Genomic DNA, 25,696 nt, shown 5'->3' with positions numbered 1-25,696 from the left:
CTTCTGTACCTTAATCATTTAGATCAATAGTGCTATGAGTGGCGCTGTGGTCTGCATATTATCCACGTCATAAATTTCTTTGCCGTGGAGCGTTCCATGCCCGTCCAAGCCTTGTTCAAACCCTTCCAGCTCGGTGCATTGCAACTGTCGACCCGCGTGGTCATGGCGCCCATGACCCGTTCGTTCTCCCCAGGTGGCGTACCCAACTCCAAAGTCATCGAGTACTACCGTCGCCGTGCCGCTGCCGGTGTGGGCTTGATCATCACTGAAGGCACGGTGGTCGATCATTCAGCCTCCAACGGCTACCCCAACGTGCCGCATTTTTACGGTGAAGCCGCCTTGGCTGGCTGGAAGAAAGTGGTCGATGCGGTCCACGCTGAAGGCGGCAAGATTGTCCCGCAGCTGTGGCATGTGGGCAGTGTGCGCCGTATCGGCACCGAGCCTGACGCCAGTGTGCCGGCTTATGGCCCGATGGAAAAGCTCAAGGACGGCAATGTCGTTGTGCACGGCATGACCAAACAGGACATCAAGGAGGTGATCAACGCCTTCGCCCAAGCCGCCAAGGATGCCCAGGCCATCGGCATGGACGGCGTGGAAATCCACGGTGCCCACGGCTACCTCGTCGACCAGTTTTTCTGGGAAGGCAGCAACCAGCGCACGGACGAATACGGTGGCAGCCTGGCCAACCGTTCGCGCTTTGCCATTGAACTGATCCAGGCGGCCCGCGCCGCTGTCGGCCCGGACTTTCCGATCATCTTGCGTTTCTCCCAGTGGAAGCAGCAAGACTACACCGCGCGCCTGGTACAAACCCCTGAAGCGTTGGGTGAGTTCCTCAAGCCACTGGCTGACGCTGGCGTGGATATTTTCCACTGCTCCACTCGCCGTTTCTGGGAGCCGGAATTTGAAGGCTCCGACCTCAACCTGGCCGGCTGGACGCGTCAGCTCACCGGCAAGCCAACCATCACCGTGGGCAGCGTGGGCCTGGATGGCGAGTTCCTGCAGTTCATGGTCAACACCGACAAGGTCGCCCAGCCTGCCAGCCTGGAGAAACTGCTGGAGCGCCTGAACAACGATGAGTTCGACCTCGTGGCCGTAGGCCGTGCGCTGCTGGTGGACCCGGATTGGGCCGTGAAGGTACGCGAAGGGCGCGAGGGTGACATCTTGCCCTTCAGTCGTGAGGCGCTGACAACGCTGGTGTAAGGGAAGTGCTCCCTGTGAGGGTCACAGGGAGCACTTCGCCTCAGTGATTAATACTCTGGGCGCTTGTTCAGCTCTTTGCTGTGATCAGTCTTGAGTGCGTCTTTATGCCCTGGCTGGCCGTAAGTTGACGGCTCTGCGCGGGATTGATCCAGCCATTGTTGCTGTTGGGTCCATTGTGCCGTTGGCATGTTCACGCCATTGCGTACACCCATTCCATAAATTGCCATTGCGCGGTCTCTCTATTCGTTGAAAGGCCTGCTCTATTGCAGGTGCTACTGATTGGCACCGCACGGCTGCTGGTTCCTATTTTAAATATTAGGCAAAACTTAAAGGGCGTACCCCAGGCGCTTCCCTGCCTGTTGCGAAATACGCCTTCAAGGCACGTAAGGTTGCGCTGAGAGGGCATAACGCTGCGCACACACACCGCGTAACTGCTGCTCGAATTGCTCGATAATCGCCGGCCAGCCCTGGCGGCTGGCATGCTGGCGGGCGTTCAGTCGCATACGGCGTAAACCTTCTGCATCCTCCAGTAGCCAGTTGGCGGCCTCGCAAAACGCACGCTCATCCCCTGGCATCGCCAGCACGCCGTTGTAGCCGTGGCGTAGATGCTGGCTTGCGGCAGCCTGGTCATAAGCTACTACTCCAAGCCCCGACGCCATGGCTTCCAATACCACGTTGCCGAAGGTTTCGGTCAGGCTGGGGAACAGGAACATATCGCCGGATGCGTAGTGCCGCGCCAGTTCCTCACCGCGCAAGGCACCGCAGAAAACCGCTTCGGGCAGGTCCTTCTCCATCATGGCCCGCTGCGGGCCATCGCCGACGACGATCAGTTTCATCTGGCGTAGCGGGTACCTGTCCTGCAGGGTGTCGAAGCAGCGTTTGAGCAAGCCCAGATTCTTTTCCTGGGCCAGTCGCCCGACATGCAGTACGGCGATCTGGTTACTGCTCAACCCCCAGCTTTCACGTAGTGTGTTATCGCGCTTGGCCGGGTGGAACAATTGGCTGTCGACCCCCCGGGACAACAGGTCCAGGCGCTCAAAATGCCGGCGCTCCAACTCCAGGCGCTGGCTGGCACTTGGCACCAGGGTCAGGCTTGAGCGGTTATGAAACCAGCGCAGGTAATGGGTGACCACGCGGCTCAACAGGCTCAAGCCATACTGGTTCGAATACTGCTGGAAATTGGTATGAAAGCCGCTGACCACGCTGATGCCCAAGCGCCGTGCGGCGCGCAACGCCGAGAGCCCCAGCGGCCCCTCCGTGGCGATATACAGCACATCGGGGCGCTGGCGCGTCCAGCGTCGCAATAACTTACGCATTGACGATTGGCCCCATTGCAGCCCTGGGTAGCCCGGCAGTGGCCAGCCGCGGCACAGCAGCAGTTCATCGTCGCTGGGGCGGCTTTGGTCGGCACTCTGGCGTGGGCGTACCAGCTCGACCTGATGGCCGCGTGAGCGCAAGCCCTCGCACAGGCGGCCAAGGGTATTGGCCACCCCGTTGATTTCCGGCGGGAAGGTTTCGGTAATGAGGGTGATGTGAAGCGAGGCTGTCGTCATGACCCACAGTGTCGGCGTGGGCCATGTCGCCATTGTGTCAGTGCGATGATGGATTTATGACTTGACCACCGCTTGCTGCGCCATCGCTTCGGCGCCTTGCTCACGCACCCAGAACAACGTCGCCCCGGCCACCGCCGCTGGCATCATTAACAGGTTGACCACCGGCACCAGCAGCACCAGGTAAACAATGCCGCCAAAGCTCATGCTCTGCCAGCGCTTCTGGCGCAGCCAGGAGAGCATTTCGTTCCAGCCCAGCTTGTGGTTGTCGGCCGGGTAGTCGATGTACTGGATCGCCATCATCCACACGCCAAACAACAGCCACAACGGCGCCGCGATCAGGTTGACCACTGGGATGAACGACAGGATAAACAGGCCGATGGCACGTGGCAGGAAATAACCCAGCTTGCGCATCTCCCGCGCCAGGGTGCGCGGAACCATAGCGGCCAGTTCAGCCCAACTGAACGGCGGGAAGTCATCGGTGCCACGTACCACGACCTCAACCTTCTCGGCGAGAAACCCGTTGAACGGTGCGGCGATGATATTGGCGAGCATGGTGAAGGTGAAAAACACCATCAGCACCACCAGCACCACAAACAGCGGCCACAACAGGTAATTCAAAAAACCTAGCCAGTGGGGCAGCGTCGGCATCAAGCTATCGACCCACAGGCTGAACTGATGGCCGGCAAAATAGATCAACCCGACGAACAGCACCAGGTTGATCGCCAACGGTAGCAACACGAACAGGCGCAGGCCAGGGCTCAACACCAGTTTGAGGCCTTCACGTAGGTATTGCGGGCCAGAAAGGGCAGGGGCGGGCATGGAATACTCCGAGCAAAATGGCGAACGCGCCGACCTTACCGGCTTTGCACCTGATGTGAAAGCTCCGGCAGGTAGGCGACATCCAGGGTTACAAAGGGGTCGATTAACTCAATCGCGCGCATAGAGAACACCTATGAGCTGGATTGTTAATGCGTATTTCCTTAATCTTGCCCCCCTCGATACGCTGCACCCATTATTTTTCAGGACCTGGCGAGTCAAAGCCTTCCCCAAGTGCTTCGCCGTCCTTTTTTATTCCCGCCGCCCTGTGGTCTGGGCGGTCGGTAGGAGTGAGTCATGTCTGATACCCGTCATTCCCGAGTGATTATTCTCGGTTCCGGCCCTGCCGGTTACAGCGCCGCTGTCTACGCTGCCCGGGCCAATCTCAAGCCGCTGCTGATCACCGGCATGCAGGCGGGCGGTCAGTTGACCACCACTACTGAAGTCGACAACTGGCCTGGCGATGTCCACGGCTTGACCGGCCCGGTGCTGATGGAGCGTATGAAAGAGCACGCCGAGCGCTTTGAAACCGAGATCGTCTTCGACCATATCAACAAGGTCGACTTCTCGAAAAAGCCTTATAGCCTGACCGGTGACAGCGGTGTGTACACCTGCGATGCGCTGATCATCGCCACCGGCGCCAGTGCTCGTTACCTGGGCCTGCCGTCGGAAGAAGCGTTCATGGGCAAGGGCGTTTCGGCCTGCGCCACCTGCGATGGTTTCTTCTACCGCAACAAGCCGGTTGCCGTGGTCGGCGGTGGCAACACTGCCGTTGAAGAGGCGCTGTACCTGGCCAACATCGCCAGCACCGTGACCCTGGTTCACCGCCGCGAGACCTTCCGCGCCGAGAAGATCCTGATCGACAAGCTGCACGCCCGTGTCGCCGAAGGCAAGATCATCCTCAAGCTCAACGCCACCCTGGATGAAGTCCTGGGCGACAACATGGGTGTGACCGGTGCCCGCCTGAAAAACAACGACGGCAGCTTCGACGAGCTGAAAGTCGACGGCGTGTTCATCGCCATCGGCCACACCCCGAACACCTCGCTGTTCGAAGGCGTGCTGGAAGCCAAAGACGGGTACCTGGTGGTGCAAGGCGGCCGTGAAGGCAATGCGACCGCGACCAACATCGAAGGTATCTTCGCTGCGGGCGACGTGGCAGACCACGTTTACCGCCAGGCCATCACCTCGGCCGGCGCCGGTTGCATGGCGGCCCTGGATGCCGAGCGTTACCTCGACGGTTTGAAGGACGCTTCGTTCTAAACCCGCTGACTAAAAAAAACCGGCGAAAGCCGGTTTTTTTATGGTGCGATCTAACCTACTCCGCTAAACAAATGTGGGAGCTGGCTTGCCTGCGATAGCGGTGTGATAGTCACCACCGCCATCGCGGGCAAGCCCGGCTCCCACATTGAGCGGGGTTGGTTATGAAATCAGCGGCGGGTCAGAGGCTGTTCAGCAAATTTCACTGCGGCCAACCCATGGGCAATCAACGCTCGGATATTGCCATGGTCACTGCCCTCAGGCGTCGCCACCACCGACCGGTAATGCTCACCAAACGCCAGCAGTGCTTCCTTATCACTCAACCCTTCCAGCAGCGCCAAACCCAGGGTCTTGCACGAACCTTCGTTCTGCCCGGCAGCGTTTTCCACACCGCCGTTGGTGAAAGCTTGCGGCTGGTAGTCATAACCGGCAGCGACAAATGCCAACGTGTCGGCAAAAACGTGTTCGCCGCTGTTGAGGCTGGCGCGCAGGGTGTTCAAATCAATCATGAGGCTTACCTTTGGCAAACGCGGCCTGTTGGTCGGCGTTGGCTTCTTGCTGGTATTGGGCTTTCCACTCGGCGTACGGCATGCCGTACACCACTTCACGGGCGTCATCGAGGCTGAGCTCGATCTGGCGTTCGTCGGCTTCGGCCTTGTACCACTTGGACAGGCAGTTGCGGCAGAAGCCGGCAAGGTTCATCAGGTCGATGTTCTGCACATCCTTGCGGCTGTCCAGGTGGGCTACCAGTCGGCGAAAGGCGGCGGCTTCGAGTTCGAGGCGTTGTTGGTCGTTCATAGGGCTCACTTGCTATCAGCGGCTGGCGGCCAGAGTGATCGAAACCGACTCGGCAAAACGCAGCGCGTGGGGTTTGTCTACTTCGACTTCGGCGTACAGCACCGATTCGTTGCTCATCACCAGGTCCAGCAATTCCTGGGTCAGGCGCTCCAGCAGGGCAAAGCGATTGCCTTCGACGTGAGCGATGATGGCCTTGGTGATGGTGCGGTAGTTCAGGGCGTGGTCGATGTCGTTGTCACGCACGGCTTCCTGGGCGGCATACAGGATGGTCAGGTTGATCAGCACATCCTGCTTGTTGAGGATCTCGTCCTCGTTGATGCCGATAAAGGTGCGCAGGCACAGGTCCTTGACCCGGATACGCGCCATGCCTGGTTGAAGTTGTGGCATTGCTACTTGCTCCGTCCAATCAGTTGCAGGAACTCCATGCGGGTGGTGTTCGACTCGCGAAAGGCGCCGAGCATCACCGAGGTGTTCATGGTTGAATTCTGTTTCTCCACGCCGCGCATCATCATGCACATGTGCTTGGCTTCGATCACCACCGCCACGCCGGCGGCCTGGGTCACGTCCTGGATGGCATCGGCGATTTGCCGCGTGAGGTTCTCCTGGATCTGCAGGCGCCTGGCGAACATATCGACAATGCGCGCCAGTTTTGACAGGCCCAGCACCTTGCCGGTCGGAATATAGGCCACATGGGCCTTGCCAATAAAGGGCAGCAGGTGATGCTCGCACAACGAGTACAACTCGATGTCCTTGAGGATCACCATCTCGTCATTGTCTGACGCGAACAGCGCGCCGTTGACGATCTCCTCCAGATTCTGCTCATAGCCATGACACAGGTACTGCATGGCCTTGGCCGCGCGCTTGGGCGTATCGAGCAGGCCCTCGCGCTGCGGGTCTTCGCCCAGGCCCTTGAGGATTTCGCGGTAGTGGTGGGGCAGGGATAAGGTCATACAACATCCTCAAAAACGGCTTACTTGATATGCCGCCCACCGTTGACGGTCAGGGTGGTACCGGTGACATAGGGGTTGTCCAGCAGGTAACGCACGCTCTGGTAGATCACCTCGGGCCCGGGCTCGATGCCCAGGGCCGACTTGGCCAGGACCTTGGCGCGATAGGTTGCGTCATCGCCTTCGTTGAACATCACCATCGCCGGGGCGATGCCGTTGACCTTGATCAGCGGCGCAAACTGCGCGGCAAACGATAACGTGAGGCTGTCGAGCCCGGCCTTGGTGGCGCAATAGGCGATGTGCTGCCGGCTGCCCTTGCGCACCACGTCATCGCTGATATGCACGATATCGGCGGGTGTCGAACGTTGCAGCAAAGGTGAACAATGCAGGTTGATCAGGTACGGCGCAAGCATGTGCACGCTGAACATGTCGATAAAGGCACGGCTTTCGTCGCCCGGGGTTTCGGCGACCCAGGCGGAAGCGTTGTGGATGATCGCCCGCAGGTTTTGGGTATGGGTTTTGACGGCGCCAATGAAAGCCAGCACTCCGGCTTCGCTGGAGAAGTCGGCAAACACGCCGATGGCGCCCCGCTCACGCAGTGCCTGCACGCCGGGGCGTTCGCTGCGGTAGCTGAAAATCACCGATTGGCCTTCATCCAACAGGCGCTGGGCACAATGCAGGCCGACACGCTGGCCGGCACCGGTGATCAGGATCGGAGCGTTGGTTGCATTCATGGGAGGCTCAAGTCGCTGGCAGGCTCAAACTATACCAGCGCCCCGGCCTCCCTGTACTCAAGCGGCGGCTTCAGTGACTTTGCGAGGGGGCGAAGGGTGCAGCCAGTTCGCCAGCAGGTGGGTCGACAGCGGGATAAAGAGATATACCATCAACGGGGTCAGGGCTGCGGTGCTCACCAGTACGCGGCTGAACAGGTCCAACTCGCTGAGCAGCGGCCCCAGGCCGAAGTTGAACAGCAACGATACCGGGAAAAATGCCAACCAGATGGCTACCGCCTGTTTCCAGCGTGGCGGGCGTGCACCCACGGCACCAAACCAGCCATCGATACCGCTGACGCGGTGCTCCGACGGGTCGGCAAACAGCTCGCTGCCACGGCTCAGCCACGTGCTGCGCGAAGCGGAGAACTCCCATGCGTGCAGGGTCTTTTCATCGGCAAAGCGAAAGATGATCTGGAACTCATCATCATGAGGTGGCGGGGCCAGCACGCCGGAGCCCAGGTAACCGGGGAAGTCAGTCGCCAATTGCTCGCCTTCGCGCAGCCAGGCCATCAGTTCTTCGTAGCGACCTTTTGCCACGCGGCGCGCAACCATCAAGGTGACGGGTGAGGTAGACATCGTATATCTCCAAATCAGCAAGTGCGCCGAGCCGGGTAGGCGGCGCACGGACGAAGCTGCGGGGTGGTGCAGCGACGCAAAAGAACAGGCAAGGATTATTCCGGTTTTGCCCAAATACGCCAGAAACTTTGGATGGATCGCCGCAGATCTTGAATCATGCAGATCAATCGGCGTTAAATAGTATTCAAATTCATATAAGTTTCTTGACCGCTGATGCCCGAAATCACTGCGCCATTTCGTGAAACGACACCCGACAGCCACACTGACTGCGAGGGGCTGTTTCCGATTCGTGAAGTGGCAAGACTCACAGGCGTAAACCCGGTGACGTTGCGTGCGTGGGAGCGTCGCTACGGTTTGATCCAGCCTTTACGCACCGAAAGTGGGCACAGACTTTACTCAAGCACCGATATCGACACCGTGCACCGCATCCTCGACTGGATCGAGCGGGGCGTGGCGGTGAGCAAAGTCGGCAAGCTTTTGGCGCGCGACCCACAGGCCAACGAACCGGCCACGGCGTCACGCAGCGATACCGAACTGGAGTGGCGCCAGTGGCAGGCGCAACTGCGGCTGGCCATCAGTGCTTTTGATGATCGTGAGCTCGACCGGTTGTATGGCCAGATCTTCAGCGTCTATTCGACGACCGTGGTGTTCCAGGACATTTTGGTCCCGCTGTGGAAGCAGTTGTTACGTCACCAAGGCCGCTTTGGCCAAGCCAGCGAGTGGCTGTTCTTCGACAATTTCCTGCGCTCGCGCGTCGCACGGTGCCTGCAAATGGCCTGTGCCTCGCCAGCGCCCCGGGTATTGCTATCAGCCATTGGCGGAGAGTGCCGTGAGCTGGAGTTGCTGGTGGCGGGCTTGTTGATGTCGAGCGAGAAGCTGGCGGTCAAGGTCCTGGGCGTTGGCCAGCCACTGGATGAATTGACGCTGATCTGCGAGCGCACCCGACCGCAAGCCTTGGTGCTGTTTTCCAACCACGCTCCTGGCACAGAGTTGGCGTCGCGGCTCAATCGCCTGGCCTTCACCCTCGATTGCCCGTTGTTACTGGCTGGAGAAGCGTCGGACCTGGCAGAGCACAGCCTGGAGGGTTCGTCGATTGGTTGCCTGGGCAATGACGGACGCTTGATGCCGCGCCGCTTGCAGCAACTGCTCAGCGGCCATCTGGAGCCCGAGTCTCAGGCGTGAACGTGCGGATGCACCAGGCGGTGTTGGTGCAGGATGAACTGGCGTAGCCGTTCGATCTCATCGGCATCGCTTTGGCTCAGGCGATAGGCGAACAGGCCGCGGGCGGTTACCCGCTCCAGCGTACCGCGCAGGGCGATGCGTTCGTAGCCGGAAGGGCTGAACCACAAAGAAAAGGTCTTTGGCGGTTTGACCCGGCCACGCACTTCTACCAGCACCCCTTTGAATGACACTTCGTGCACCCACAGCGCGCTGGGGTAGCCCTTGATGTTTTCCAGCGCCACCGGCGTTTCAAGCGCCAGGCGCCATGGGCGGATCATCGGCCCATCTTCAAAAATACTCGGTACGCCCAGGCGCAAATGCACAGCATGAAACTCATCTTCCACCAGGTGCAACGGGAAGGTGAGTTGCTGGTTGTCGAACTGCGCCTGGATGGTGACCTGGTCGTGGGCGGCCAGCCGCGTGAGCAAATCGCGAATCTGTGCGCCGCCATTAACCGTCAGGCTCGACCATGCATCCCGCAGGTTGAGCTGCGGGTTGTGCTGCATGTCCTGGATAAAATCCAGCTCGTCCTGCGTCAATAGCGTGTCGCGTTGCATTGATCTAGCTCAAGGCTGAGGCATTAAAAAGCCATTATCGCTCTAAAGACCGCGTTTTTTACAGTTTGTTAATTCCACTCGTCGCCTTGAGTGCGGCGATCTCACTTTTGAGCTCGGCTAACTGGGCTTCCAGTTGGGCGACGCGCTGCTGTGCCTTGACTTGGGTGGTGACGTCTTTTTGCACGCCGACGAAATAGGTTTGCTTGTCGACCTCGTTGTACACGGTTGAAAGCGATAGCTCGTTCCAGAAAGGCGTGCCGTCCTTACGGTAGTTACGCAGTATCTCTCGGCAGGCGCCGCCGCTGTCGAGCGCATCACGAATGGCGATCAAGGCCGGTTGGTCGCGGTCCCCCGCCTGCAGGAAGCGGCAGTCCTGATAGAGGATCTCGTCCAGCGTGTAGCCGGTCAGCCGTTCGAAGGCAGGGTTGACGTAGATCAGCGGTTTTTCCCGGCCTTCGCGCTCGGCAACAACGATTCCGTCGTTGGACGCATTGACGACCATTTGCAGCAGTTTGGCGTTAATCATAGAGCGGTCCCTGGCCTGGTTTTGACCCTGCCAGTTTATGGCAAGTCTTGAATGTTGCACGGTGCGCACTGAAATATTGGCACAGGCTGCTAATATCCCACGCTTTCACTCAACTACAGGATCAGATTGATGAAAGTCGCCATCCTCTCCGGCTCGGTCTACGGTACGGCTGAAGAAGTCGCTCGCCACGCGGAAAAAATCCTCAAGGACGCAGGTTTTGATGCCTGGCACAACCCTCGTGCCACGCTGGCAGACGTGCAGGCCTTTGCTCCCGATGCATTCCTGGCAGTGACCTCGACCACCGGCATGGGCGAGCTGCCCGACAATCTGCAGCCTCTGTACTCAACCCTCCGCGACCAACTGCCCGCCGCCTGGCGCGGCCTGCCGGGAGCGGTCATCGGCCTGGGCGACGCCAGCTATGGCGATACCTTCTGTGGCGGCGGTGAACAAATGCGCGAATTGTTCGCCGAAATGGGCATCCGCGAAGTGCAGCCGATGCTGCGCCTGGATGCCAGCGAGAGCGTTACCCCGGAAGCCGACGCCGAGCCTTGGCTGGCCGATTTGATCACCGCGTTGCGCGGTTGAATCCCAAGGAGCGCCGTTGTTGACGGCGCTTGTCTGACACGTATTTGTACTATTCTCTTGACTGACTCGCTCAGTCATCAAGCTGGCTGCTAAGGAAACTCCTTACGCCTCGGCGTCTGACTAGACTGGCTCTCACTTTAGACACCATAAGAAGTGCGCCAAGGAGGTCATTGCCATGAGCCTAGCCCCTGCTCCATCGCCACAAAACGTCAAAGCCCAGGTCAGCCCCGCTGAATGGCAAACCCGTGTGGACCTGGCGGCCTGTTATCGGCTGGTGGCCATGCACGGCTGGGATGACCTGATCTTCACGCATATTTCGGCGAAGGTGCCGGGCACTGAAGATTTCCTGATCAACCCCTATGGGCTGATGTTCCACGAGATCACCGCGTCGAGCCTGGTCAAGGTTGACCAGGCCGGCAATAAGCAAATGGACAGTTCCTACGAGATCAACCCCGCGGGCTACACCATCCACAGCGCCATCCACGAAGTGCGCCACGACGTGACCTGCGTGCTGCACACCCACACTGCTGCGGGCGTGGCGGTGTGTGCGCAAAAGCAGGGTGTGTTGCCCATCAGCCAGCAATCGCTGTTCGTGCTGTCGAGCCTTGGCTATCACGCCTATGAGGGCGTGGCGCTCAATCACGAGGAAAAGGCCCGGCTGCAAGCGGATCTGGGCCAGAACAATTTCCTGATGCTGCACAACCACGGCCTGCTGACCTGCGCCGGCACCATCGCCGACACCTTCCTGATGATGTTCACCTTCCAGCGCGCCTGCGAGATTCAGGTACTGGCCCAAAGCGGCGGCACCGAGTTGATCGCCATCGAACCGCAGATTCTCGCCGGTGCCAAGGCGATGGTGGCAGCTGTCACAAAAAGCGCCCAAGGTATGGGTGGTGCGCTGGCCTGGCCGGCGCTGCTACGCAAATTGGACCACCAGGACCCCGGGTATAAAAGCTGATGCCACTCGCCGAGATACCGCTCAGAGCCTGGCGCAAGCGCGGCCAGGACTTCGTCTTTCGTGACCACACCGTGCGGTATTGGGTGGCCGGGCAGGGCGAGCCGTTGCTGCTGATTCATGGTTTCCCCACGGCCAGTTGGGACTGGCACTACCTGTGGCAGCCCCTGGCCCAGCGCAACCTGGTGATTGCCTGCGACATGCTCGGCTTTGGCGACTCGGCCAAACCCTTGAACCACGACTATTGCCTGCTGGAACAGGCCGACTTGCAACAGGCGCTGCTTGAGCACCTGCGGGTAGAGCAGCCAGTGCATGTATTGGCCCACGACTATGGCGACAGCGTCGCCCAGGAATTATTGGCCCGGCATTACGAGGGACGATTCCAGATGGCGAGCTGCGTATTTCTCAACGGCGGCCTGTTTCCCGAAACCCATCGGCCGACGCTGGTGCAAAAGCTGCTGCTCAGTCCTCTGGGCTGGATGATCGGGCGGGCCTTTGGGCGCAATGCCTTGGCCAGCAGTTTCAACCAGATCTTCGGCCCCCAGACGCGGCCCAGTGAAAGCGTGCTGGATGACTTCTGGAGTTTGATCAGTTGCAATGACGGCCCGCGTATCCTGCACAAACTCATCGCCTACATTCCCCAACGCCGCCGCCTGCGCGAGCGCTGGCTGGCGGCCATGCAGCAAGGCGAAGTGCCGCTGCGGGTGATCGACGGCGAGGTAGACCCGATTTCCGGTGCCCATATGGTCGAGCGTTATCGCCAACTGGTGCCCGATCCCGACACGATATGGCTGGCCCATATCGGCCACTACCCGCAGATCGAGGCGCCGGTCCAGGTGCTCAGGCACTACCAAACGTTTCGTGAGCGCATCGGCCAGCCTTCACCGCGTGCGGCCTATTCCTGAGCCTGCGCATCATCCCGCTGCCTTATCAGGCACCATTCAGCCGTGGGCGTCTTTATTGTGACCAAAGGCTGCGTGCGTGACACTCTGCGTATTCCCATTGTCGCCAGCGGAGTTCGGTATGAGTGAGTCAGTGCAGTTCCAGGATAAGGTCGTGATCGTCACCGGCGCCGGTGGTGGCTTGGGCCAGGCCCATGCGCTGCTGTTCGCCAAGCACGGGGCCAAAGTGCTGGTCAACGACCTGGGTGGCTCAACCCAAGGCGAGGGGGCCAATGCCTCGGCGGCTGACCGGGTGGTGGCGCAGATTCGCGCGGCGGGCGGCATTGCCGAAGCCAACCATGACTCCGTCACCGACGGCGACAAAATCGTACAGAACGCCTTGGATGTTTTCGGCCGGGTCGACGTGGTGGTCAATAATGCCGGGATCCTGCGCGACAAGACTTTCCACAAAATGGACGACAGCGACTGGGACCTGGTTTACCGGGTGCATGTCGAAGGCGCCTACAAAGTCACCCGCGCCGCCTGGCCGCATTTGCGCGAGCAGGGTTATGGCCGGGTGATTTTCACGGCGTCGACGTCCGGTATCTACGGCAACTTCGGCCAGTCCAACTACGGCATGGCCAAGCTGGGCTTGTATGGCTTGACCCGCACCCTGGCGCTGGAAGGGCGCAAGAACAACATCCTGGTCAACGCGATTGCTCCTACCGGTGGCACGCGCATGACCGAAGGGCTGATCCCGCCGCAAGTGTTCGAGCGCCTCAAGCCGGAACTGGTCAGCCCATTGGTGGTGTTCCTGGGCAGTGAAGCCTGTGAAGAAACTGCCGGCTTGTTTGAAGTGGGGGGCGGCTGGATCGGCAAGACCCGCTGGGAGCGTAGTCTGGGTGTGGGTTTTGATCCAGAGGCCGGTTTTTCGCCGGAAGATGTGGCCGCGCACTGGCAGCAGATCTGCGATTTCGAAGGGGCTGCGCACCCCAAGGACAACATTGAGGCGTTGAAGGAAATGATGGCTAACTTGCAGAAGTTCAGCCTCTGATCATTGCCGGTAAATCAATGAATCCCACGGGGCGTCGATGACGCCCCGTTTTATTTGGGGCATAAAAAAGGCCGCTGCATAGGCAGCGGCCGAAGTAAGACGTTGGATCAAGGAGCGACAAATCAACGTCAGTGAACACCGGGAACAGACTGATTACTGGATCAATCCGTTATAAATCGGCTTTTCTCCCCGATGCGGGAGCGGGCGTTTGCCCTGAAAGCCAGGCAAGAATAATCGGTTGTAACAGAATGAGTAATAGCAAATCGGGACAAGGACTATTACCAGATCGGCAATAATTACAAGGCGCCATCGATTCTTCTGATAACCCTTCATCCATCGCATGCATGCCACCAGGCCAACGCCCTGCCAGAGAACCCTTTCATCCTTTCGAGCGACAACACGAATACCTCCTTGGTGCGCTTATCGCTCCTCAAGGGCGGCAGTAGGGTGGGGCCTTCTGTCACTCACCGGGGAAGACGCATGACAAAAACAATAATGCGCGCCATCTTCACGCCACAGGCGCTGGCCACTGCGGTTGCGCTGGGCTGCTGTGCCCAGGCGCAGGCTGTTTCGTTCAATATCGGCGAGATCGAAGGGCAATTCGACTCCTCGCTGTCCGTCGGCGCCAGTTGGGGCATGCGCGATGCCGATAAAAGCCTGGTCGGCACGGTCAATGGCGGGACGGGCCAGGCGTCCACCGGGGATGACGGGCGCCTCAACTTCAAGAAGGGCGAGACCTTCTCCAAGATCTTCAAGGGGCTGCACGACCTTGAGTTGAAGTACGGCGACACCGGCGTATTCGTGCGTGGCAAGTATTGGTACGACTTCGAGCTCAAGGACGAAGGCCGCGAGTTCAAGCCCATCAGCGACCACAACCGTAAGGAAGGCGCCAAGTCCAGCGGTGCGCAGATCCTCGATGCCTTCGTCTACCACAACTACTCCCTGGGCGACCTGCCCGGCACCGTGCGCGCCGGCAAGCAGGTGGTCAGTTGGGGCGAAAGTACCTTCATCGGTAACTCCATCAACAGCATCAACCCGATCGACGTGTCGGCGTTTCGCAGGCCCGGTGCCGAGATCAAGGAAGGCTTGATCCCGGTGAACATGCTGTTTGCCTCCCAGAGCCTGACCAATCAACTGACCGTGGAAGGTTTCTACCAACTGGAATGGGACCAGACGGTGCTCGACAACTGCGGCACCTTCTTCGGTGGGGACGTGGCGGCGGACGGCTGCACCAATAACTACACCGTCGGCAGCCCAGCGATCCGACCGCTGCAACCGGTGGCGGCTGCCTTTGGCCAAGGGTTTGGCGTGACCAATGAAGGGGTGATTGTACGGCGTGCCGGTGACCGCGATGCGCGTGACTCCGGCCAGTTCGGCGCGGCCCTGCGCTGGCTGGGTGATGACACCGAATACGGCCTGTACTTCATGAACTACCACAGCCGCACACCGACCGTCGGCACCCTGACCGCCAATACCAACCTGGCGACCATCGGGCGCATCATCAACACCGCCAACAGCCTGGCACCTGGCTCCGGTGCCGGTTTGGCGCAAAGCACCATGCTCGGCCGTGGCCAGTACTACCTGGATTACCCCGAAGACATCCGCCTGTTCGGCGCCAGTTTCTCTACTACCTTGCCCACGGGCACGGCGTGGACCGGCGAAATCAGCTATCGGCCCAATGCGCCGGTGCAGCTCAACACCACTGACCTGACCCTGGCCCTGGTCAACCCCATCGCGGGCCAACTCGCTTCACCCATCCGCAGCAATTTCGGCGATGACAACAAAGGCTACCGCCGCAAGGAAATCACCCAGATCCAGACCACCATGACCCAGTTCTTCGACCAGGTACTGGGCGCCGAGCGCCTGACATTGGTGGGCGAAGCGGCGGTGGTGCACGTCGCCGGCCTGGAAGACAAAAGCAAACTGCGCTACGGCCGAGACTCGGTATACGGCGCCTATGGTTTTCAAGGTGACACCGACGGTTTTGTCACCTCCACCTCATGGGGCTACCGGGCGCGGGCGATCCTTGACTACAACAACGCCATTGCCGGTGTGAACCTCAAGCCCAACCTGTCCTGGTCCCATGACGTGGCCGGTTACGGCCCCAACGGCCTGTTTAACAAAGGCGCCAAGGCCATCAGCGTCGGCGTGGATGCGGACTATCGCAGCACCTACACCGCAAGCCTGAGCTACACCGATTTTTTTGGCGGTGACTACAACACCCTGACCGACCGCGACTTCCTCGCCCTCAGCTTCGGCGTGAACTTCTGATCTGGCTTAAAAGAAGGACAAGACCCTATGCGTAAGATGATTGCAGTGTTGGCCCTGAGCGTATTGGCCGCCAACGTAATGGCGGCAGTATCGCCCGAAGAAGCCGCCAAGCTCGGCACCACCCTCACCCCGGTCGGCGCCGAAAAAGCCGGCAATGCCGACGGCTCGATCCCGGCCTGGACCGGCGGAATCCCGAAAAACGCCGGCGCGGTGGACAGCAAGGGTTTCCTGGCTGACCCCTTCGCCAACGAAAAACCGCTGTTCGTGATCACCGCCGCCACGGTGGACAAGTACAAGGACAAACTCTCCGACGGCCAAGTGGCGATGTTCAAGCGCTACCCAGAAACCTACAAGATCCCGGTGTATCCCAGCCACCGCACGGTCAACTTGCCGGCGGACATTTACGAGTCGATCAAGCGCAGCGCCGTGAATGTGAAGGCGATCAACGATGGCAACGGCCTGGAGAATTTCACCGGCAACCGTTACTACGCGTTCCCTATCCCCAAGAATGGCGTGGAGGTGCTGTGGAATCACATCACCCGTTACCACGGCGGCAACCTGCGGCGCATCATCACCCAGGCCACGCCCCAGACCAATGGCAGCTACACGCCGATCCGCTTCGAAGAAGAAGTGGCGGTGCCCCAGGCCATCCCGGATATCGACCCGGCCAAGGCCGCCAACGTGCTCAGCTATTTCAAGCAGTCGGTCACCGCCCCGGCGCGGCTGGCAGGCAATGTGCTGCTGGTGCATGAAACCCTTGACCAGGTGAAGGAACCCCGCCTGGCCTGGATCTACAACGCCGGCCAGCGCCGTGTGCGGCGCGCGCCGCAGGTGTCCTACGACGGCCCAGGCACCGCCTCCGATGGCCTGCGTACCACCGACAACTTCGATATGTTCTCTGGCGCGCCCGACCGTTATGACTGGAAACTGGTGGGCAAGAAGGAGATGTACATCCCCTACAACAGCTACAAACTCGATTCGCCGAGCCTCAAGTACGACGACATCATCAAGGCCGGGCATATCAACCAGGACCTGACCCGTTATGAACTGCACCGCGTGTGGGAAGTGGTCGGCACCGTCAAGCCCAACGAACGGCACATCTACGCCAAGCGCCACATGTATATCGACGAAGACAGCTGGCAAGTCGCCCTCGTGGACCACTACGACGGCCGCGGCCAACTGTGGCGCGTTGCCGAAGGCCATGCGCAGTTCTACTACGACCACCAGGTGCCGGCCTACACCGTGGAAACCCTGTATGACCTGATTGCCGGGCGCTACATCGCGCTGGGCATGAAGAACGAAGAGAAAAGCAGCTTTATGTTCGGCTTCGCGGCCAAGGCAGCGGATTACACCCCGGCAGCACTGAGGTCGGAGGGCGTTCGCTGATTGCGGATCGAAGTGAGGTCAAAAATGTGGGAGCTGGCTTGCCTGCGAAGGCTGCCTGACAGTCAACACAGTTGGATTGTGTACATATCCATTGCTGCGGTAACGGCAGCTTAGGGTTCCGCCCTGACGGCGGGTCACTTTGGAAAAGCCCCAAAGTAACCAAAGGGCTCTTGCCCCACCACTCGGCACCTCGCTTAGGCTCGGTGTGCCCGTAATTCGCCGGCATCCCTGCCGGTTTACCCCCCAAATCCCTGTCGAATTCCGGCCAGCGTGGTTTAACGGGGCGCCTGAGATCAAGATCACAAGCAGATCAAGAGCAAGATCAAGAGCAAGATCAAGAGCGGCTCGCTTCGCATCGTGGTTACCGTCTGCTGTTACAACCCACAAAGTTGTGTAGATACCTATGGCCATCCCAGGCAACCCAGCTCCCACACCGAATGGTGTCCACCGCGGTTTTTATGGTCTTCAATCACCCCGCTGAATACTTCTTCAACAACCGCCAACCACAGGTCTAGGGTGACGCAACAATAAAAACAGCAGGATGCAGCAATGACCGCCATGACCCGCTGCCTGGACCGTCCTGGATGCATGCCACGGCTGTCCGCCCACCACCTGTTGCGTCCGCGCTTGTCACAGCCTTTGCTCGCGGCGCAGGCGCGTGTGAGGTTGCTGTGCGCGCCGGGTGGCAGCGGCAAGAGTGCGCTGCTCGCCGAGTGTGCATTGCAGGCGCCGGCGGGATGCCTGGTTCATTGGATGCCGCTCCATGGCGCAGCACTCAGCCCGTTGGAGTTGTGCACACGGCTGGCGCAACAGCTGGGCCTGGTGTTTATCGATGAAGCCACCTTATTGCTCGACCTCAGCCGCTGGCCCAATCCTGCGTGGCTGTTTCTGGATGACTTCTGCCGCCTGCCGGGCCCCGAATTGGACGCGTTGCTCGACCGTCTGCTCAGCGCCAGCAGTGCGCAACTGACGTGGTGGCTGGGTGCGCGGCGGCGCCCGGTGTGCAACTGGCCGCGCCTGTTGCTGGAGGATGAATTGCTGGAGTGCAGTGAGTTGTCGTTCAGCGCTGCGGAGGTCCAGGCGTTGCTCGCCCCAGGGCAGAACGTCGACAGTGTGATGCAATTCAGCGGCGGTTGGTGTGCCGGTGTGCGCATCGCCGCGCTGGGCGATAGCCACCCTGATAAGACCTTGCTGGATTACCTGCAACACGAACTCTTCAGCACCTTGTCGGCGCCACTGGCCGAAGCCTGGCGTGTACTGGCTCACTTGCCGCGTTTTAACCTGAGCCTGTGCGAACACCTGTTCGGCTATGGCGACGGCGATCAGTACCTGCGCGAGCTACAGGCGCTCGGGGCGTTTATCCAGCCCTGGGAAGACACCAGCGACTGGCTGCACATCTTCCCACCGTTGGCGCGCCTGCTGCGCGACGAACCCTGGCCGGCCAAGCGTTCGTGGCACCGCCGCGCCTGCCAGTGGTTCAGCGCCGAGCGCGACTGGCAAGCCGCCTTCGAGCAGGCGTTGCTGGCGCAGGAATATGAAGTGGCGGTGAGCCTGTTGCAGCACTTCAGTTTCGAGGATTTGTTTCGCCAGCAGAACGCCGTGTTGCTGTTACGCCTGCATGAACAGCATGGCGATGAGTTGATGTTGGGTTCCGCGCAGTTGGTGGGGCTGCTCACGGCCGCGTTGTTGTTCGCCGGGCGATTCGAACAGGCGGCCTTGTGCATCGAGCAACTGGCCCGCTTTGCCCCGCAACCGACGGCCGCCGCGCAACGCTATCTGCTGGCGCGCTGGCAGGCGCAATGGGGCTGGTTGCTGCATTTGAGCGGCGATGCCGAACGCTCCCGTGAGCACTTTCTCGAAGCCCTGCAAGCGCTGCCTGACAGCGCCTGGACATCACGGCTGATGTGCCTGTCGGGCCTGACCCAGCAAGCCTTGCTGCGCGGTGAGTTGGAGGCCGCCCAAGGCTTGAACCGTGAAGCGCTGTGCCTGGCCCGGGCCCACGGTTCGCTGGTATTGGAGGCCCTGCTGGAGTTGGACCACGCCCAGTTGCTGGAGCAGCGTGGCGCGCCGTACCGGGCACAGAGCCTATTGGAGACGGTGCAGGCGATGTTGGCCGGGCAACGTCTCACCGCCGGGCCGTTGGTGGGGCGTATTGTCCTGCGGCGCGGGCATCTAGCCTTGCGTCGGGGCCAGGACGGCCTGGCCGCTGAATGTTTCGAGGCTGGCTTGAGCATGTGCCTGCAGAGCCAGGACAAACGCGTGCTGTATGGCTTTCTGGGCCTGGCGCTGTTGGCAGCCAATCGTGGCGACTACGCCCAGGCGTTCATTCAATTGCGCGACGCCGAGCGCCTGATGCAGCAGCGTCAGGTACCCGACACGGTGTACCGCGCGGTACTGCTATTGGTCAGTGGGCACTTCTGGTTGCAGCAAGGCCGCGCTGAATTGACGGTGCAAGCCGTGCGCCGGGTGTTGCGCCACTTTCGCGGGCCTTGCGCCAAGCAGGCACCGCCGGCCACCTTGGAGCTGATCCCGCGCCTGGAGTATTTGCTGGTGCTGGCCGAGGTCAAGCTGGGCTGCGCCGAGCAACCCATTGCGCGGCTCAATGCCTTGCTCGACACCTCACGGCAACGCGGCATGCTTTGCCTGGAAACCGAATTGCACCTGGTGCTCGGTGAAGTGACCTGGCAGCTTGGCGACCCGGCGTTGGCGCGCCGGTCGCTGCAAGCGGGCTTGGCGCTGGCAGAGCGTTGCCAGGTGCAGCAGGCGGTCCGCGAGTTGCGTTTACGCGCGCCGGGGCTTTTGAGTGAGCTGGGCCTGGAGCCCCAGGCCGCGCCTGCCGGGGCGGCGCAAAACCCGCTGAGCCAGCGTGAGCTGGAGGTGCTGCAACTGATCGCGCTCGGCAACTCCAACCTGGAAATCGCCGATCGCCTGTATATCTCCCTGCACACCGTCAAGACGCACGCGCGGCGTATCCACAGCAAACTGGGGGTAGAGCGACGCACCCAGGCGGTGGCCAAGGCAAAGACGTTGGGCTTGATGGTCTAGGCGCAGAATGCCTGGCGGTATTGGCTCGGCGTGGCGCCCATGGCGTGACGAAAGCGCTGGTTGAAATGGCTGGCGCTGGAAAAACCGCACAGCAAGGCCACCTCACTGATCGCTAAAGCACTGCTGCGCAGCAGGTTTTGCGCGCGCGCCAGACGCCGTGCCAGCAGGTATTGATGGGGCGGCACACCGAAGCTTTGGCGGAACATCCGGGCGAAATGGTATTCGGACAGCGCGCACATGGCGGCCAACTGGCCGAGGCTGATGGCGTCTTCCATATGCTGGTCGATGTACTCTACCAACCGCCGCCGTTGGTGCGCGGCCAACCCGCCTTTCAAGCGCAGGCCTTCGCGGGCGCCGACCTGGCTGAGCAAGGTATGGCTGAGCAGTTCATGGGCCAGGCTGCTCGTCAGCAGTCGCTCGCCGGGCTCGTGCCAGTTGAGGCTGACCAACTGGTGAAAACGCCGGGCCTGGAAGGGGTCTTCAAGGAAGGTGCCCTCACGCAATTGCAACTCCCGTGGCTCACGGTCCAGCAGGGTGACGCAGCCGAGGGCAAATTGTTCCGGGCTGAAATACAGGTGGGCCAGGCGAATATCGCCATTGATCACCCAGGCCGACTGATGCTCGGCCGGCAGGATGCACAGTTTGTCGGGGCCACCCTTGAGGCCCGGCTGATCACGCCGAAAGGTGCCCGTGCCGCCGCCGATGTAGCAGGACAAGGTGTGATGGCTGGGGGCCTGGTAATCCTGGGCGTCATGGTGGTTGCTCCACACGGCCGCAGCCAACCCGTCACCGAGCTCGGCGCAGGCTTGCAAGCGTGCGTGGGGCGAGCGGTTGAGGGCTTGGAAGACGTGCAGCGATTGCAGTTCTGGCATGGTGTGTTCTCCGACACTTTGCATCCTACGCTCCACCGCTGGTGCTGTGAGCCCATCGCCCGACAAAAGCGCAAGAATGTGCAAGAGCCTGCGAGGGGGTGAAGGCCACACTGTGGCTCAATCGACGGAGCCGGCTATGAATCTTTTCCTGTACCTACTCACCGTACTCATCTGGGGCACCACTTGGATCGCCCTCAAATGGCAGTTGGGCGTGGTCGCGATTCCCGTGTCGATTGTCTATCGCTTCGGCCTGGCCGCTCTGGTGCTGTTCGTGCTGTTGCTGCTCAGCCGCAAGTTGCAGGCGATGAACCGGCGCGGGCACCTGATCTGCCTGGCGCAGGGGCTGTGCCTGTTCTGCGTTAACTTCATGTGCTTTCTCACCGCCAGCCAATGGATCCCCAGTGGCCTGGTGGCGGTGGTGTTCTCCACGGCGACCTTGTGGAACGCGCTCAATGCCCGGGTGTTTTTCGGCCAGCGGGTGGCGCGTAACGTGCTGATGGGCGGCGCGCTTGGGCTGCTGGGGCTGGGCTTTTTGTTCTGGCCGGAGCTGGTTGGGCATACCGCCAGCCCGCAAACCTTGTTGGGCCTGGGCTTGGCCCTGCTGGGCACCCTGTGCTTCTCGGCGGGCAACCTGTTGTCTAGCCTGCAACAGAAGGCCGGGCTCAAGCCGCTGACCACCAATGCCTGGGGCATGGCCTATGGGGCGGCGATGTTGGCGACCTATTGCGCGGTGCGTGGCATTCCCTTCGAGATGGACTGGAGTGCACGGTATATCGGTGCGCTGTGGTACCTGGTGATCCCGGGCTCGGTGATTGGTTTTACCGCTTACCTCACCCTGGTGGGCCGCATGGGGCCGGAGAAAGCGGCGTATTGCACGGTGCTGTTTCCGGTGGTGGCGTTGAATGTGTCCGCATTCGCCGAGGGCTACCAGTGGACGGCGCCGGCGTTGATGGGGCTGGTGCTGGTGATGCTGGGGAATGTGCTGGTGTTTCGTAAGGCCCGTGCGCTCGATTGTTCCCACGCTCTGCGTGGGAATACCGCTCGGGACGCTCCGCGTCCGCTCTCGAGGCCATGACGCGGAGCGTCGGGTGAGGCATTCCCACGCGGAGCGTGGGAACGATCAACGGAGGTGCCTGCTTTATTTGAGGCCCAGCCGCTTGGCCATGCGCCCCAGGTTGGCGCGGTCCAGGCCCAGTTCGCGGGCGGCGCTGGCCCAGTTGTGCTGGTGGCGTTCCAGGCAGGCGCTGATGAGTTGGCGTTGGTAATGCTCGGTGGCCTGGCGCAGGTCGCCGCTGACCATGGGCAGGGCTTGGGCCGGTGCTTCTTCGGCCACCGCCGCAGTCACGTCGGGCAAGTCCAGGTCCAGGGCGCTCAGGCTCGATTGTTCCCACGCTCTGCGTGGGAATACCGCTCGGGACGCTCCGCGTCCGCTCTCGAGGCCATGACGCGGAGCGTCGGGTGAGGCATTCCCACGCGGAGCGTGGGAACGATCAACGGAGGTGCCCGCTTTATTTGAGGCCTAGCCGCTTGGCCATGCGCCCCAGGTTGGCGCGGTCCAGGCCCAGTTCGCGGGCGGCGCTGGCCCAGTTGTGCTGATGGCGTTCCAGGCAGGCGCTGATGAGTTGGCGCTGGTAGTGCTCGGTGGCCTGGCGCAGGTCGCCGCTGACCATGGTCAGGGCTTGGGCCGGTGCTTCTTCGGCCACCGCCGCAGTCACGTCGGGCAAGTCCAGGTCCAGGGCGCTCAGGCTGAGAATCTTCGGGCGCTCGCGGCAGTTGCCCAGGGCTTTCAACGCGCTGCGTCCGATCAAGTGCTCCAGCTCGCGCACATTGCCCGGCCAGCTGTAGGCCAGCAGGGCCGCCTGGGCATCAGTGGTCAGGCGCAGGCTGCCCAGGCCCATGCGCGAACGGTTCTGTTCGAGGAAGAAGCCCGCCAACAGCAGCACATCACGCCCGCGCTCGCGCAGCGCTGGCACTTGCAGCGGGTAGACGCTCAAACGGTGGTAGAAGTCGGCGCGGTAGCGGCCATTGCGCACCTCTTCGGCGAGGTCGCGGTTGGTGGCGGCAATCAGGCGCACGTCCACCTGGTGCTCCTTGTCCGAGCCCAGTCGCTGTAACTGGCCGCTTTGCAGCACGCGCAGCAACTTGGCCTGCACGGTCAACGACAACTCACCCACTTCATCCAGGAACAGGGTGCCGCCATTGGCCAGTTCGAACTTGCCCCGGCGCTCGTTCAACGCGCCGGTAAAGGCGCCGCGCACATGCCCGAACAGTTCGCTTTCGACCAAGGTCTCGGGCAGGGCGGCGCAGTTGAGGCTGATCAGCGGTTTGTCGGCGCGCGAAGAGGCGGCGTGGATCGCCTGGGCCACCAACTCCTTGCCGACCCCGGTTTCGCCGGTGATCAGCACGGTCAGGTCGCTGCCGCCGACCAGCTTGATTTCCTCGACCAGGCGCTTGTGCGCTTTGCTCTGGCCGATCATTTCCTTGTGCTGCTGGCCGCTGGCCTGGCGATAGATCTCGGCGCGCTGGTGCTCGTCTTCGGCCCGCAGCGCCAGGCGCTCGATGCGCTCAGCCACGTTGACGGTGGCCGCGGCGAGGCTGGCGAAGGCTTGCAGGGCGTCCAGTTCGACCCGTTCAAACCGCTCGGTATCGAGGGCGTCCAGGGTCAGCAGGCCCCAGGGCTGGTCGTCGATAAACAGCGGGCAGCCCATGCAGTCGTGGACTTCCAAGTGGCCATGCAAGCCGGCGACCAGGCCGTCATAAGGGTCGGGCAATTCGCTGTCACTGTCGAAGCGGGTAGGGCCGGGGCTGCTCAGCAGGATCTCGAAGCGCGGATGTTCGCTGACCTTGAAGCGTCGGCCCAAGGTATCGGCGCTCAAGCCGTCCACCGCCAACGGCACCAACCACTCGCCATCCAGGCGTAACAACGCGGCGGCGTCGCAGGGCAGCAGGGCGCGCATGGCTTGCAGCAGGCGTCGGTAGCGCTCGCCTTCGGGCAAGTCCCGGGACAGGTCAGCGACCAACGGAAGCAAGGTGGTGAGCAGGGGTTGTGCAGTCATAATGACTCCTTGTAGTCCTTATGACTATAAAGTGTAGGAGGTCATACTGACTACATAATATTTAACTCGTTGAAATTAAAGGATTTATAAGTTGGCATGATTGCTGACTGCTTTAAGGCAATCAGTAAGAAGACCCAGGAGTCTCCCATGCTTAGTGCCCAAGACCGTGCAATCATCAAATCTACCGTGCCCCTGCTGGAAAGTGGCGGCGAAGCGCTGATCACCCATTTTTATCGCATGATGCTGTCCGAGTACCCCGAGGTGCGCCCGCTGTTCAACCAGGCCCACCAGGCCAGCGGTGACCAGCCTCGCGCCCTGGCCAATGGCGTGCTGATGTACGCGCGGCATATCGACCAGTTGGACCAACTGGGCGATCTGGTGGCCAAGATCATCAACAAGCACGTGGCCTTGCAGATTCTGCCGGAGCATTACCCCATCGTTGGGGCCTGCCTGCTGCGGGCTATTTCCGAAGTGCTGGGCAGCGAGATTGCCACCCCCGAGGTCATGAGTGCCTGGGGCGCGGCCTACGGCCAGTTGGCGGACATTCTGATCGGCGCCGAAGCGGCCATCTACGACGAAAAAGCCCAGGCGCCCGGCGGCTGGCGGGGTGCGCGGCCGTTCCTGTTGGTCAAACGCGTGGAGGAGAGCGACGAGATCATCTCCTTCTACTTCGCCCCGGTGGACAACGGCCCGATCCTGGCCGCAGCGCCCGGCCAGTACATCGGCCTGAAACTGGTACTCGATGGCGAAGAGGTGCGTCGCAACTATTCCCTGTCGGCCCTCACTGACACCGGGATGTACCGCATCAGCGTCAAGCGCGAAGCGGGTGGGCGGGTCTCCAATTACCTGCATGACCAGATGCACGTCGGCGCGACCATTGACCTGTTCCCACCGTCGGGCGAGTTCACCCTGGCCGCCAGTGATAAACCGCTGGTGCTGATCAGCGGCGGGGTAGGCATTACGCCCACACTGCCGATGCTCGAAGCCGCCCTGGCAACCGAACGCCCGGTGCACTTCATCCACTGCGCTCGTAACGGCGGCGTACATGCCTTCCGTGATTGGGTGGACACCCTGGCGGCCCAGCATCCGCAGCTCAAGCGTTTCTACTGCTATGCCGAGGATGACGGCATCAGCCCGGCGGCAGACAAGGTCGGGATGCTCAACCAGGAGCAACTGGCGGCCTGGTTGCCCGAGCAGCGTGATATTGATGTCTACTTCCTGGGGCCCAAGGGCTTCATGGCGGCGGTTAAGCGGCATCTCAAGGCGCTGGGTGTGCCGCAGAAGCAGGCGCGCTATGAGTTCTTTGGGCCCGCGGCGGCGCTGGAATAGAGTTTGGCCAGTTGACCGTATCGGCATCATCGCGGGCC

The 25,696-nt window shown here is 61.1% G+C and carries 25 protein-coding genes and 1 pseudogene; 12 read left to right on the top strand and 14 right to left on the bottom strand.

Features of this window, described 5'->3' with window-relative positions; all coding sequences use genetic code 11:
• Window positions 1-96: 96 nt before the first annotated feature.
• On the top strand, window positions 97-1,200 hold the full coding sequence (locus tag E1K68_RS23130) for an NADH:flavin oxidoreductase (RefSeq protein WP_212614702.1): 1,104 nt from the start codon (window positions 97-99) through the stop codon (window positions 1,198-1,200).
• Window positions 1,201-1,247: 47 nt separating this feature from the next.
• On the opposite strand, the gene E1K68_RS23125 is transcribed toward E1K68_RS23130, so the two are convergent.
• The 3 genes from E1K68_RS23125 to cysZ all read right to left on the bottom strand — a co-directional run bounded on the left by E1K68_RS23125 (window position 1,248) and on the right by cysZ (window position 3,572).
• Complete coding sequence (locus tag E1K68_RS23125) at window positions 1,248-1,427, bottom strand: hypothetical protein (protein WP_003194079.1); 180 nt, start codon at window positions 1,425-1,427, stop codon at window positions 1,248-1,250.
• A 147-nt stretch (window positions 1,428-1,574) separates the two neighbouring features.
• Window positions 1,575-2,753 carry a glycosyltransferase family 1 protein gene (locus tag E1K68_RS23120; protein WP_032900877.1) on the bottom strand — a complete coding sequence of 393 codons (1,179 nt, stop codon included), beginning with the start codon at window positions 2,751-2,753 and terminating at the stop codon, window positions 1,575-1,577.
• A gap of 54 nt (window positions 2,754-2,807) precedes the next feature.
• Window positions 2,808-3,572, bottom strand: coding sequence for a sulfate transporter CysZ (cysZ, locus tag E1K68_RS23115; RefSeq protein ID WP_212614701.1), 765 nt, complete (start codon window positions 3,570-3,572; stop codon window positions 2,808-2,810).
• Between the two features lie 294 nt (window positions 3,573-3,866).
• Here cysZ and trxB point away from each other — a divergent pair, with 294 nt between their 5' ends.
• Entirely contained in the window at window positions 3,867-4,829 is a 963-nt protein-coding gene (trxB, locus tag E1K68_RS23110) for a thioredoxin-disulfide reductase (RefSeq protein WP_003194076.1), read from the top strand.
• Between the two features lie 167 nt (window positions 4,830-4,996).
• Here trxB and E1K68_RS23105 read toward each other — a convergent pair whose 3' ends face one another.
• From E1K68_RS23105 to E1K68_RS23080, 6 genes are read right to left on the bottom strand one after another with little or no spacing between them, the layout of a single operon-like run.
• Entirely contained in the window at window positions 4,997-5,335 is a 339-nt protein-coding gene (locus E1K68_RS23105; protein ID WP_034133643.1) for a HopJ type III effector protein, read from the bottom strand.
• A complete protein-coding gene (locus tag E1K68_RS23100; RefSeq protein WP_003194074.1) occupies window positions 5,328-5,624 on the bottom strand; it encodes a DUF1244 domain-containing protein in 297 nt (98 codons plus the stop codon). The genes E1K68_RS23105 and E1K68_RS23100 overlap by 8 nt, the downstream gene beginning before the upstream one ends.
• A 15-nt stretch (window positions 5,625-5,639) precedes the next feature.
• On the bottom strand, window positions 5,640-6,011 hold the full coding sequence (gene folX, locus E1K68_RS23095) for a dihydroneopterin triphosphate 2'-epimerase (RefSeq protein ID WP_003194073.1): 372 nt from the start codon (window positions 6,009-6,011) through the stop codon (window positions 5,640-5,642).
• A gap of 2 nt (window positions 6,012-6,013) precedes the next feature.
• Window positions 6,014-6,574, bottom strand: coding sequence for a GTP cyclohydrolase I FolE (folE, locus tag E1K68_RS23090; RefSeq protein ID WP_003194072.1), 561 nt, complete (start codon window positions 6,572-6,574; stop codon window positions 6,014-6,016).
• Window positions 6,575-6,594: 20 nt separating this feature from the next.
• Complete coding sequence (folM, locus tag E1K68_RS23085; protein WP_212614700.1) at window positions 6,595-7,305, bottom strand: dihydromonapterin reductase; 711 nt, start codon at window positions 7,303-7,305, stop codon at window positions 6,595-6,597.
• 57 nt (window positions 7,306-7,362) lie between these two features.
• Window positions 7,363-7,920: an antibiotic biosynthesis monooxygenase gene (locus tag E1K68_RS23080; protein ID WP_003194070.1), complete on the bottom strand. Its 558-nt coding sequence runs from the start codon at window positions 7,918-7,920 to the stop codon at window positions 7,363-7,365.
• A gap of 213 nt (window positions 7,921-8,133) precedes the next feature.
• Between E1K68_RS23080 and E1K68_RS23075 the strand changes: the two genes are divergently transcribed.
• Window positions 8,134-9,102 carry a MerR family transcriptional regulator gene (locus E1K68_RS23075; protein WP_212614699.1) on the top strand — a complete coding sequence of 323 codons (969 nt, stop codon included), beginning with the start codon at window positions 8,134-8,136 and terminating at the stop codon, window positions 9,100-9,102.
• Here E1K68_RS23075 and E1K68_RS23070 read toward each other — a convergent pair.
• Together E1K68_RS23070 and E1K68_RS23065 are read right to left on the bottom strand one after the other, a co-directional pair.
• Entirely contained in the window at window positions 9,093-9,698 is a 606-nt protein-coding gene (locus tag E1K68_RS23070; RefSeq protein ID WP_116666704.1) for a hypothetical protein, read from the bottom strand. The two genes, E1K68_RS23075 and E1K68_RS23070, sit on opposite strands and share 10 nt — an antisense overlap.
• Window positions 9,699-9,756: 58 nt before the next feature.
• Window positions 9,757-10,224 (bottom strand): PAS domain-containing protein, encoded by a 468-nt coding sequence (locus tag E1K68_RS23065; RefSeq protein WP_212614698.1) that lies wholly within the window; start codon window positions 10,222-10,224, stop codon window positions 9,757-9,759.
• Window positions 10,225-10,353: 129 nt separating this feature from the next.
• On the opposite strand from E1K68_RS23065, the gene E1K68_RS23060 reads away from it, so the two are divergent.
• The 7 genes from E1K68_RS23060 (at window position 10,354) to E1K68_RS23030 (ending at window position 20,401) form a co-directional block, all read left to right on the top strand.
• Entirely contained in the window at window positions 10,354-10,809 is a 456-nt protein-coding gene (locus E1K68_RS23060) for a flavodoxin (RefSeq protein ID WP_003194066.1), read from the top strand.
• A gap of 175 nt (window positions 10,810-10,984) precedes the next feature.
• Window positions 10,985-11,767: a class II aldolase/adducin family protein gene (locus tag E1K68_RS23055; RefSeq protein WP_212614697.1), complete on the top strand. Its 783-nt coding sequence runs from the start codon at window positions 10,985-10,987 to the stop codon at window positions 11,765-11,767.
• Window positions 11,767-12,669, top strand: coding sequence for an alpha/beta hydrolase (locus tag E1K68_RS23050; RefSeq protein WP_192002307.1), 903 nt, complete (start codon window positions 11,767-11,769; stop codon window positions 12,667-12,669). Before E1K68_RS23055 ends, E1K68_RS23050 begins: the two co-directional genes overlap by 1 nt.
• 118 nt (window positions 12,670-12,787) lie before the next feature.
• On the top strand, window positions 12,788-13,699 hold the full coding sequence (locus E1K68_RS23045; RefSeq protein ID WP_034133638.1) for an SDR family oxidoreductase: 912 nt from the start codon (window positions 12,788-12,790) through the stop codon (window positions 13,697-13,699).
• A gap of 480 nt (window positions 13,700-14,179) precedes the next feature.
• Window positions 14,180-15,970, top strand: coding sequence for a DUF1302 domain-containing protein (locus tag E1K68_RS23040; protein WP_212614696.1), 1,791 nt, complete (start codon window positions 14,180-14,182; stop codon window positions 15,968-15,970).
• Window positions 15,971-15,997: 27 nt separating this feature from the next.
• Window positions 15,998-17,356: a DUF1329 domain-containing protein gene (locus tag E1K68_RS23035; protein WP_034133637.1), complete on the top strand. Its 1,359-nt coding sequence runs from the start codon at window positions 15,998-16,000 to the stop codon at window positions 17,354-17,356.
• A 549-nt stretch (window positions 17,357-17,905) separates the two neighbouring features.
• The gene (locus E1K68_RS23030; protein ID WP_212614695.1) at window positions 17,906-20,401 is read left to right on the top strand and encodes a LuxR C-terminal-related transcriptional regulator; all 2,496 of its coding nucleotides are present in this window, start codon (window positions 17,906-17,908) and stop codon (window positions 20,399-20,401) included.
• Here E1K68_RS23030 and E1K68_RS23025 read toward each other — a convergent pair.
• Window positions 20,398-21,273, bottom strand: coding sequence for an AraC family transcriptional regulator (locus tag E1K68_RS23025; RefSeq protein ID WP_003194059.1), 876 nt, complete (start codon window positions 21,271-21,273; stop codon window positions 20,398-20,400). The two genes, E1K68_RS23030 and E1K68_RS23025, sit on opposite strands and share 4 nt — an antisense overlap.
• Before the next feature lie 136 nt (window positions 21,274-21,409).
• Between E1K68_RS23025 and E1K68_RS23020 the strand changes: the two genes are divergently transcribed.
• On the top strand, window positions 21,410-22,348 hold the full coding sequence (locus E1K68_RS23020; RefSeq protein WP_034133627.1) for a DMT family transporter: 939 nt from the start codon (window positions 21,410-21,412) through the stop codon (window positions 22,346-22,348).
• Window positions 22,349-22,411: 63 nt separating this feature from the next.
• Here E1K68_RS23020 and E1K68_RS23015 read toward each other — a convergent pair.
• Both E1K68_RS23015 and norR read right to left on the bottom strand, forming a co-directional pair.
• Window positions 22,412-22,651, bottom strand: a pseudogene (locus tag E1K68_RS23015) (helix-turn-helix domain-containing protein); the annotation flags it as partial.
• A gap of 130 nt (window positions 22,652-22,781) precedes the next feature.
• A complete protein-coding gene (norR, locus tag E1K68_RS23010; protein ID WP_094774538.1) occupies window positions 22,782-24,329 on the bottom strand; it encodes a nitric oxide reductase transcriptional regulator NorR in 1,548 nt (515 codons plus the stop codon).
• A gap of 147 nt (window positions 24,330-24,476) precedes the next feature.
• On the opposite strand from norR, the gene hmpA reads away from it, so the two are divergent.
• Entirely contained in the window at window positions 24,477-25,658 is a 1,182-nt protein-coding gene (gene hmpA, locus E1K68_RS23005) for an NO-inducible flavohemoprotein (protein ID WP_003194056.1), read from the top strand.
• Window positions 25,659-25,696 lie beyond the last annotated feature (38 nt).

The organism is Pseudomonas sp. B2021 (genome assembly GCF_018135665.1).
GTDB lineage: Bacteria > Pseudomonadota > Gammaproteobacteria > Pseudomonadales > Pseudomonadaceae > Aquipseudomonas > Aquipseudomonas lactis.
The sequence above is the reverse complement of the archived record's forward strand: the minus strand, read 5'-3'. Positions and strand labels throughout refer to the sequence as shown.